Below are 9,203 nucleotides of genomic sequence, written 5' to 3' on the forward strand. Positions count from 1 at the left end.
CGATCCCGGTTTCCGGCCGGGGTCCGTCGGCGGGCGGAGAAAATTCCCCCGGGCCGTTGAACGTTCTCGGCCGGTTGCCGTTGAAGGGGCCGTGACAGGCACCGAGACCGAGCAGATGTGCCGGCTGGTCGTACGCGGACCGAGCCGGCAGATCGAAGTCGCCGTGCCGGTCGGGGTGGTCGTGGCCGACCTGCTGCCGGCGCTGCTGCACCACCTCGGCGACGGGTTGGCCGACACCGGGCTGAGCCACGGCGGTTGGGTCCTGCAACGTGCCGGTTCGGCCCCGCTGGACGAGGAGAGCAGCGTCGCCGCGCTCGACCTGCACGACGGCGACCTGGTGTACCTGCGTCCGCGCGCCGACCAGTTGCCCGAGGTCGACTTCGACGACCTCGTCGACGGGATGGCGACCGGGGTGCGGGACCGCCCCGGCCGGTGGCGTCCCGAGCTGGTCCGCCCGGTGGTGCTGGGGCTGGCCGGGCTGCTGTTCGCCGTCGGGCTGGTGGCCCTGGCGCTGCCCGGCCCGGTGCCGCTGCGGGCGGTGGCGGCGCTGGCGGTGGCGGCGGTGGCGCTGGGCGGCGGGGCCGCCGTGGTCCGGGCCGCCGCCGAGCGGGGGTTCGGCGTGCTGCTGGCCGTCGCCGCGACCGGCTACGCCGGCCTGGCCGGGCTGGTGCTGCCCGGCGACGGCGGGGCGCTCGGCGCGGGGATGACCGGGCCGCAGGTGCTCGGTGGGACCGCCACCGGGGCGGCGGTGGCGGTGCTCGCCGCCGGCCTGCTCGGCGCGGCCACCCCGCTGTTCGTCGCCGGCTCCGTCGCGCTGCTGCTGGGGGTGCTCGGCGGGGCCGCCGCCACTCTCGGCGGGCTGACCGGGCCGCAGGCCGGGGCGGTGGTCGCGCTGGCCGCGACCGCCCTGGTGCTGACCGTGCCCCTGGTCGCGTTCCGGCTGGCCGGGATGCGCCTCGCCCCGCTGCCGACCCGACCCGAGCACCTCCAGGAGGACATCGACCCGGAACCCGCCGGCCCGCTGATGGACCGGGCGCGGGCCGTCGACCGGCTGATGACCGCCCTGTACGCCGGCCTGGCGGCGGCCACCGCCGTGGCGCTGCTGCCGGTGGCCGACCGGGCGGGGTGGGCGGAGGTGACCCTGGTGCTGCTGGCCGCGCTGGTCTGGTCGCTCAACGCCCGACCGATGACCAGCGCCTGGCACCGGCTGACCCAGGCGGTGCCGGCGCTGGTCGGGCTCGTCGCGGTCGCCGTGGACGCCCTGGCCGGGGCGGGACCGCTGGCGCGGGTGCTGGCGTTGGCGGTGCTGCCGGTCGCCGTACCGGCGTTGCTGCTGGCCGGGCGCAGCCTCACCGGACGGCGGGTGACGCCGTACTGGGGGCGGGTCGGTGATCTCACGCTGACCGCGGCGGCGGTGGCGCTGCTGCCGATCGGGCTCGCCGTCCTGCACGTGTACGACTACTTCCGGGCGATCGGGGGCTGAGGTCGTGCAGTCCCGACGTGACCAGGTGCAGGCGCAGTCGCACCTGCTGGGCCGGTTGAGCGCCGCGCTGGTGGCCGGCGAGCCGGACGGCCTGGAGACACCGCACCGGCGTACCACGGTGGGGTTGCTCGCCGGGGTCCTGGTCGCCGCGCTGGTGGTCGGCGGTTTCACCCTGTACGGCTTCTTCGCCCCCGGTGGGGCGACCGCGTGGCGCAGGGCCGGGGCGCTGGTGGTGGAGAAGGAGACCGGCTCGCGCTACCTCTACCTGGACGGGCGGCTGCGTCCGGTGCTCAACTACGCCTCGGCCCGGCTGCTGCTCGGTGAGGAACTCGCCGTGGTCACCGTGTCGGCGAAGTCGCTGCGCGGGGTGGCGCACGGGCAGCCGCTGGGCATCGTCGGCGCCCCCGACGTGCTGCCTGCCGGTGGCCTGGCCGGTGTCGGGTGGACCGCGTGCGCGCCCGGCGTCACGGACCTGGCCGGCACCGAGACGACGGCGTTGACCCTGTCGGTCGCCCCGGCGGCCGACGGGGCCCCGCTGGCCGCCGACCGGGCGGTGCTGGTCCGGCCCACCGGCGACCCGACCGCCGGCTATCTGATCTGGAACGGTCACCGGTTCCGGCTCACCGCACCGTGGCTGCCGGCGGTGCTGGGCCACGACGGGCCACCGGTCACCGTACCGGCGGCCTGGTTGGACCTGGTCCCCGCCGGGGTGGACCTGGGGCCGGTGCCGGTGCCCGGGCGCGGTGAGGCCGGGCCGACGGTGGACGGGCAGCCGACCCGGATCGGTCAACTGTTCACCGCCCGACCGGCCGACGGCGAGCAACGGCACTACCTGCTGCGCCGCGACGGGCTGGCCCGGCTGACCCCCCTGGCGTACGCGCTGCTGGCCGCCGACCCGGCGACCGTCGCCGGCTACGGCGGCCGGGCGGTGGTGCCGACCGTGCTGAGCCCGGCGGCGCTGGCCCGGCTGCCCCTGGCGGCCCGGCCACCCGTGGCCGAGGAACTGCCGGCGGTGGCGCCGGCGGCGGCCATCCGGAGCCCCGGGCTCGCCTGGTGCCTGCGCTTCGGGGCCGACGGCCGGCCCCGGGTCGTCGCGGCCCGCCCGGCACCGGCGTCCGCCATCGTGCGCGGCGGTGTCGGGGTGACCCGCACGACGCACACCGCCGACGCGGTGACGGTCGCGCCCGGATACGGCGGGCTGGTGGTCGCCGGCCGCGCCGGGCAGCCCGGCACCACCTACCACCTGGTGACCGACGCCGGGGTGAAGTACCCGCTCGCCGGTGCGGCGGTGGCGGAGCGGCTGGGTTACGCCCCCGCGACCGCGACCGTGGTGTCACCGGACCTGATCGACCTGCTGCCGACCGGTCCCGCCCTCGACCCCGCCCGGGTCGTCGGATGACCGCCGGGCAGCGGAACCGGCGACGCGGAACCGCCGCGGCCGCCCCAACCGGAAGGAGCGCCGATGCCACTCGGCAACGAGGTAGACGAGCAGACGATCCGCAGCACCATCTCGGCGATGAACCAGACCGACGCCCAGTGCGATGCGGCGCAGCGCGCCGTCGACAACACGTCCAGCTTCCTGGACACCCAGTGGCGCGGGGAGGCCAAGACCGCCTTCACCACCTCCATCCAGCAGTGGCTGGAGGGGCTGAGCAAGGTCAAGCAGGGGCTGCTCGACCTGAACACCGCGATGACCTCGCACTACCAGACCAGCGCGCAGGTGGAGCAGGACAACGCCCTCTCCGCGAGCTGGACCTGACCACCGACCGACCCCTCACGAAGGACGACCCATGCCGTCGTACGGACTCAACCCCAACGGTCTGCTGGACAGCTCGGCCGAGTTGCAGGGCGTGACCACCAGCATCCAGAACGCGATCGACGAACTCAACACCGTCGTCCAGACGTACGTCAACGCCAACTCCGGTGACACCCGGGAGGCGTTCACGGCGGCGCAGGCCAAGTGGAACGCCGGGATCGAGGAGATGCGCCGGGCGATCGCCGACGCCTCGTCCCGGCTGGACCAGATCCACGACAACTACCGGCTGGGCGACGCGCGGGGTGCCGCGCTGTTCCAGGGCAACGTCTGACCCCCGGTGCGGCGGGCGGTCCCGGGCCGCCCGCCCCACCCTCACCCAACGGAGGAACCGATGCCGATCGTCATCGACGAGCCGTACATCAACCAGCTCATCGCGAAGCTCAACAGCCTGCGGGACGCGGTCGACACCGCCACCTCCGGGCAGGGCCAGTACGTCTCGCAGACGCTGCGTGACCTGGTCGTCTCGGCCGGGACGAGCAACTTCGAGCCGGGCAAGACCATCCGCGACCAGCTCAACAAGACCGGTGACACGCTGCTGGCCCGGATGACCAGCCACCGGACCACGATGAACAGCCTCGCCGTCGGGCTGACCGAACTGCTGGCGAACTCGGAGTACATCGAGTCGCTCAACGCGGTCACCGCCGAACGGTTCCTGGAGTTCCTGCCCGGCACCGGCACCGGCACCGGCGGCACCCCCACCCCCACCCCCACCCCGACGGCGTGATCCGGTGACCGCTCCGTACCAGGACATGTCCCAGTGGACCTGGGAATCGATGCTCCAGAACGTGCTGGGGGAGGGCCGGGACGGCCCCGACGGCACCAGCGGCACCATGCTGGACCGCAAACTGGTGGCCGGTCCGGACGTGCGGTGGCTGCGCCTGGTCGACCACACCGACGCGGTCACCGAGTCGTCGGACCCGCCCAGCGACGGTGACGTGACCAACCGGATCGACTCGCTCGACGGCAACGAGTTCTTCCTCTACCGGATCAGCTCGGTCGGCTCGCTGCGCGACGGGAAACCCCACTACACCACCCGGACCCAGTTCATCCAGGTGAAGATCGTCTTCAGTGACTCGCAGACCGAGGGGGCGCCCTCGCCGCGCGGTGCGTTCGAGACCTTCTACAAGTCCAGCGAGGGGGCGTTGCAGCGGCTGACCAGCGGCGCCAACCCGGTGTTCAGCTGGAAGAGCTTCACCGACGCCGCCAAGATGCTGCACGACGTGGAGACCAGCCTGGTCAGCACGGAGCGGGAGCTGAAGACCATCCTGGACCGGGTCGGCGACGACGCCTCCGGGTTCCAGGGCAACGCCTCCGGGGTGTTCATCGGGACGATGGCGAACCTGCGGCGCGACGTCCACCGGCTCGCGGTCGACATGAACGCCAACAGCACCGACCGGGCCTGGTCCGACCAGGTCGACGACGTGGTCGACGACATGACCGCCTTCCGCAACAAGATCGCCAGCTCGTTCCGGGAATTCAGCGACCACACGTTCCAGTGGTTCAACGGCTACAACCCGACCACGCTGATCGACTCGTTGAAGAAGATCGTCACCGAATTCAGGACGGGCAACTTCAGCCAGGTCACGATCACCCTGCCGGACGCGTACGGCAACGGCACGGTGAACAGCGGCACCTTCAACCTGATGACCGAGGCCGGCTGGCAGAGCGTCGACAACATGATCAAGGGGGCCTGGCTGGGTCAGCTGCGGGAGCTGGACGCCACGATGCGTGCCGAGCTGGCGCGGCTGACCACCCGGCTGCGCTCCGTCACCCACCTGGTGAGCGTCATCTCACCCCCACCGACCACCACCGGCGCCACCCCGCCGCCGGGCGGCACCCCCGACCTCAACGGTCCGGACCTGAACGGCGGTGGTGGCCCCGGCATCGGCGGTGGCGGTGACCTGGGCATCGGTGGCGGTGGTGACCTGGGTATGGGCGGTGGCGGTGACCTGGGCGTGGGCGGTGGCGGCGACCTCGGTATGGGTGGCGGTGGTGACCTGGGTATGGGCGGTGGCGGTGACCTGGGCGTAGGCGGTGGCGGCGACCTCGGTAAGGGCGGTGGCGACCTCGGCGGTGGGTCCGGCCTGGGTCTCGGTGGCGATCTGGGCCTGGGCGGTGGGTCCGGCGTCGGGGGCGGGACGGGCGGACTGGGGCTCGGTGGCGGTGACCTCGGTGCCGGTGGGTCGACCGGCGGGCCCGGCACCGACTGGGACGACCTGCTCGGCGGTGGCACGGGCTCCGGCTCGGCAGGTGGCGGCAGCGGTGGTGGGCTCGGTGGTGGGATCGGCGGCCCCGGTCTGGGCGGCGGTGTCGTCGTTCCCGGCCTGCCCCCCGTGCTGGGCGGGTCGGGCAGCCTGGGTTCGGGCGGCGTGGGCGGGGTCAGGGGCGGCGGGGCGGCTGGCCTCGGCGACGACACGACCAACCCGTCGGCGCAGTTCCCGACCGACGTGGACGGGGTCGACGTCGGCAACCTGGGCGGCGGCTCGCCTGGCCAGTCCTCGACCAGCGGGGTGGCGCTCGGCAGTGAACTGGCCGCGCTGCTCGGCGAACCGGCCGGTCTCGGCCCCGGCGGCACCGGGGCAGGCAGCACGGACTCCGCCTCCTCGGCGGCCGGCGGGTTCCCGATGATGCCGCCGATGGGTGGCATGGGTGGCATGGGCGGGGGCGGCCAGCAGGGGGAGAAGGACCGTGAACGCAAGACCTGGCTGGAAGAGGAAGAGGACGTCTGGGGCACCGACCCCGAGTGCGGGATGGCCGTCATCGGCCGGTCCGAGCACACCGAGGAACCGGCCACCACGATGCCGGTCGCGCCGCGCCGACCCGGCCAGACGCCAGGGCCCACCCGTACCACGGGACGTCGCCGTGGCTGACCGTCGACCCGGGCGGGCCGCACGGTGACCGCCCCGAACCCGGAGTACCTCGGCTGGACCTGGGAACGAATGCTCCAGGACGTCCTCAACGAGGGCCGCGACGGCACCGACCAGGGCGGCGGCACACTGATCGACCGCAACCTGGTCGCCGGCCACGGGGTCACCTGGGTCCGGTTCGTCGAACGGCGTACCCAGGAACTGGACCGGGGCACCCGTCCCACCATCGACCCGGGCGACCGGGAGCTGATGGGCTACCGTCGGGTCGGTCCCGGGGTGGACGACCCGCAGCGGGACCTCTGGGAGATCGTGCGGGGCCACGTCACCTTCTGGGAGGGCAGCGGCGGCCCCCCACCGGCCACCGCGTTCGACAGCTTCTACCGGGCGAGCGTCAACGCCCTCACCCGCCTGTACGCCGGCACCAACGGCTGGTTCAGCGAACGCAGCTTCACCGACGCCGGCAACCTGCTGTGGCGGGTCGAGCAGACGTTGCTCACCACCGCCGCCGAGCTGCGGGTGCTGCGCGACGGGATCAGCGGGGCCGGATCCGGGTTCGAGGGCTCGGCGTCGGCGGTCTTCGTGGCGGCCCTGAACACCCTGCACGCCGACATCGACCGGCTCACCCGCGACATGAACGCCACCGACGAGGCCAACGCCTGGTCGGACCGGGTCTTCCGGCAGTCCAACGACCTGCTGATGTTCCGCGAGCGGATCAACGACGCGTGGCGGGAGTTCAGCGACCACACCCACCAGTGGTTCAACACGTACCACCCAAGCGCGCTGTTCGGCGCGGTCCGCAGCATCCTCGCGCAGGTCGACCAGGGCAGCCTGAACGCGGTCGGAGTCACCATCCCGGACACCTACGGCACCGGCCCCGTCAGCGGCACCTTCGACCTGACCACCGCGGCCGGCTGGACCGCCCTCGACGTGCTGCTGCGCACCGCCTGGCTGCGTCAGCTCGTCCGGCTCGACCTGGCGATGCGCGACGCGTTGGCGCAGCTCGTCACCGCATTGCGGGAGACCAGCGGGATCGTCAACCGGTTCGCCGGCCCGCCCGGCGGCGGTGACCCTCCGCCGCCACCGCCTGGCACCCCGGACGGCCCCACCGGCGCTCCACCCCCCGAGGAGGTGCGGTCCACCATCCAGTCCGGCGGCGGTGGCTTCGACGGGACCGGCGGCGGTGGTGCCGGCTTCGACGGGGCCGGCGGCGGTGGGCCGGACCTGTCGTTCTCGTCCTCTTCCTCCTCGGGGGCCGGCGGGACGGGTGCCGCGCTCGGCGGCGGCCCGGCGGCCATCGGCGCGATCGGAGCGATCGGAGCCTCGGGCGGCGTCGGGTTCGGCGGGGCAGGTCTGTCGGCGCTCGGCGCGATGAGCCTGGCCGGCGGGTCCGCGGACCGCAGCGTCCTCGGCACCTCTGGGAAGGCCGGCGACGGCGTCGCCGCGCTCGGTGCCCTGGGACGTGGCGGCGTGGGCGGCTGGGGCGGCGGTGCGCTGGCCGGGGTGGGTGGTCTGGCCGGTGGCGTCGGCCCGGTGATCGGCGGACGGGCCGGCGGTGGCGTCCCGGACGGCGACCGCCGCTCCGGCGGCGCGCTGGGCGACTGGGCCGGCGGCGGCGTCGACATCGGTGACCTGGCGGACGGGCCGGTCGCCCCGCCGTCGCGGGGGGCCGTCGGCGGCTCCGCGGTCGGTCGGGAACTCGCCGCCCTGCTCGCCGGCCCGCTCGGCGGTGCCGGCGGCGGGGGGTTGCCCGCAGGCGCGGGGCTGCCCGGCGGTGCCGGGGCGTCAGGTGCGGCCGGCGGCCCGGGGTCGTCGGGCGCGGCGGGCAGCGGTGCCCCGGCACCCGGACAGCCCGGCAGCCGGCCGTTCGGGCCGCCGGTCCTGCCGTCGATCGGCGCACCGGGCCGGGCGGGCGACGACACCCGCCGCACCACCCGGTTGACCGAGGACGAGCAGGCATGGGGAGCCGACCCGACGTGTACGGCGGCCGTGGTCGGCCGGACCGATCCGCCGAGGCGGCGGCCGGCGGCGACGCCGGTGCAGGTGGAGCAGACCCCCACCGCCGGCCCGGTGGTGCACGGCCGGGACCAGGCGCGCGGTCGGGGTTGACCGCCGTCGACGCCGCCCGACGGGTCGACCGTCGCGGTGCCCGGCAGCAGACGAACCGTAGCGACAACCGGAGGTGAGGACAGATGTCGAGTCCGTTGTCCAACCAGGTCGAGCAGGCGCTCGCCGAACTCGAACGGCAGAAGGCCGCGATCGACGAGATCCAGGGTGGCCTGCACACCGTCTACAGCACGGTGACCGCGAAGAACCGGGCGGTGGCGGTGACCGTCGACAGTCGGGGTGCGGTCACCGCGATCAAGTTTCCGACCTCGGCGTACCGGTCGATGGCCGGCCCGGAGCTGGGGGAGCTGCTGGTCGACACGATCGAGGCGGCCCGGGGCGAGGCGATGGCCCGTACCGTCGCCGCGTTCGAGTCGCTGCTCCCCGCCGGCCTGCCCATGATGGACCTGCTGACCGGCGGAGCCGACCCGGAACACGGCCCGCTGCCGATGGACAAGCTGCTCGCCGAGATGTTCCGGACGGCCGGGCCGGACGACGACCCGACGCCGGCACCCCCGGCCGGGGCCCACTGATGCCCCCGGCCGAGGGGCCGATCGGTGCCGACACCGGCCGGCTGACCAACCCGAACTTCGACCCGTTCACCGAGGAACTGGACCGGGTCCAACAGGCGCTGCGCAACAGCGACACCGACCATCCCGGGCTCGTCGGGGAACCGTACGCGGACATCGACGAGATCGTGGCGAACCTGCCGAAGGCGTCGGTCGGCGCGGACCTCATCAAGCTGCTGGGCGCGGTTCCCCAGGGCTACCAGGAGGACCTGCGGGAACTGGGCCGACTCCTGGCGGACATGGAGGCGACCAACGCCGACATCTCCGGCGGGGTCAACACCGGGCGGCACACCTAGCGGCCGGCGGTGGCTCCGCCGCAGGCGGGCGGCGGCCGGCACTGCTCCGCCGCCAGGCGGACGGCGGTG

The 9,203-nt window shown here is 74.3% G+C and carries 9 protein-coding genes; all 9 read left to right on the forward strand.

Going from position 1 to position 9,203, the window contains the following annotated elements:
• Window positions 1-91: 91 nt before the first annotated feature.
• The 9 genes from eccD to JQN84_RS28040 all read left to right on the forward strand — a co-directional run bounded on the left by eccD (window position 92) and on the right by JQN84_RS28040 (window position 9,134).
• The gene (gene eccD / locus JQN84_RS28000; RefSeq protein WP_204961562.1) at window positions 92-1,483 is read left to right on the forward strand and encodes a type VII secretion integral membrane protein EccD; all 1,392 of its coding nucleotides are present in this window, start codon (window positions 92-94) and stop codon (window positions 1,481-1,483) included.
• Between the two features lie 4 nt (window positions 1,484-1,487).
• Window positions 1,488-2,882, forward strand: coding sequence for a type VII secretion protein EccB (gene eccB / locus JQN84_RS28005; protein ID WP_204961563.1), 1,395 nt, complete (start codon window positions 1,488-1,490; stop codon window positions 2,880-2,882).
• Window positions 2,883-2,945: 63 nt separating this feature from the next.
• Window positions 2,946-3,242, forward strand: coding sequence for a WXG100 family type VII secretion target (locus JQN84_RS28010; protein ID WP_204923310.1), 297 nt, complete (start codon window positions 2,946-2,948; stop codon window positions 3,240-3,242).
• A 31-nt stretch (window positions 3,243-3,273) separates the two neighbouring features.
• On the forward strand, window positions 3,274-3,570 hold the full coding sequence (locus JQN84_RS28015) for a WXG100 family type VII secretion target (RefSeq protein ID WP_204961564.1): 297 nt from the start codon (window positions 3,274-3,276) through the stop codon (window positions 3,568-3,570).
• Window positions 3,571-3,630: 60 nt separating this feature from the next.
• Entirely contained in the window at window positions 3,631-4,023 is a 393-nt protein-coding gene (locus tag JQN84_RS28020) for a hypothetical protein (RefSeq protein WP_204961565.1), read from the forward strand.
• Window positions 4,024-4,027: 4 nt separating this feature from the next.
• Window positions 4,028-6,169, forward strand: coding sequence for a hypothetical protein (locus tag JQN84_RS28025; RefSeq protein WP_204961566.1), 2,142 nt, complete (start codon window positions 4,028-4,030; stop codon window positions 6,167-6,169).
• 24 nt (window positions 6,170-6,193) lie between these two features.
• Window positions 6,194-8,272 (forward strand): hypothetical protein, encoded by a 2,079-nt coding sequence (locus tag JQN84_RS28030; protein ID WP_204961567.1) that lies wholly within the window; start codon window positions 6,194-6,196, stop codon window positions 8,270-8,272.
• 83 nt (window positions 8,273-8,355) lie between these two features.
• Window positions 8,356-8,802 (forward strand): YbaB/EbfC family nucleoid-associated protein, encoded by a 447-nt coding sequence (locus JQN84_RS28035; RefSeq protein ID WP_204961568.1) that lies wholly within the window; start codon window positions 8,356-8,358, stop codon window positions 8,800-8,802.
• Window positions 8,802-9,134, forward strand: a complete 333-nt coding sequence (locus JQN84_RS28040) for a hypothetical protein (protein WP_204961569.1) — start codon at window positions 8,802-8,804, stop codon at window positions 9,132-9,134. The genes JQN84_RS28035 and JQN84_RS28040 overlap by 1 nt, the downstream gene beginning before the upstream one ends.
• Window positions 9,135-9,203 lie beyond the last annotated feature (69 nt).

It is taken from the genome of Micromonospora humidisoli (genome assembly GCF_016900955.1).
GTDB lineage: Bacteria > Actinomycetota > Actinomycetes > Mycobacteriales > Micromonosporaceae > Micromonospora > Micromonospora wenchangensis.

Excerpts from the sequence above, each read along its gene's own strand:
- JQN84_RS28010 (WP_204923310.1), top strand. The coding sequence starts at position 2,946 with ATGCCACTCGGCAACGAGGTAGACGAGCAGACGATCCGCAGCACCATC.
- JQN84_RS28015 (WP_204961564.1), top strand. The coding sequence starts at position 3,274 with ATGCCGTCGTACGGACTCAACCCCAACGGTCTGCTGGACAGCTCGGCC.
- JQN84_RS28020 (WP_204961565.1), top strand. The coding sequence starts at position 3,631 with ATGCCGATCGTCATCGACGAGCCGTACATCAACCAGCTCATCGCGAAG.
- JQN84_RS28035 (WP_204961568.1), top strand. The coding sequence starts at position 8,356 with ATGTCGAGTCCGTTGTCCAACCAGGTCGAGCAGGCGCTCGCCGAACTC.
- JQN84_RS28040 (WP_204961569.1), top strand. The coding sequence starts at position 8,802 with ATGCCCCCGGCCGAGGGGCCGATCGGTGCCGACACCGGCCGGCTGACC.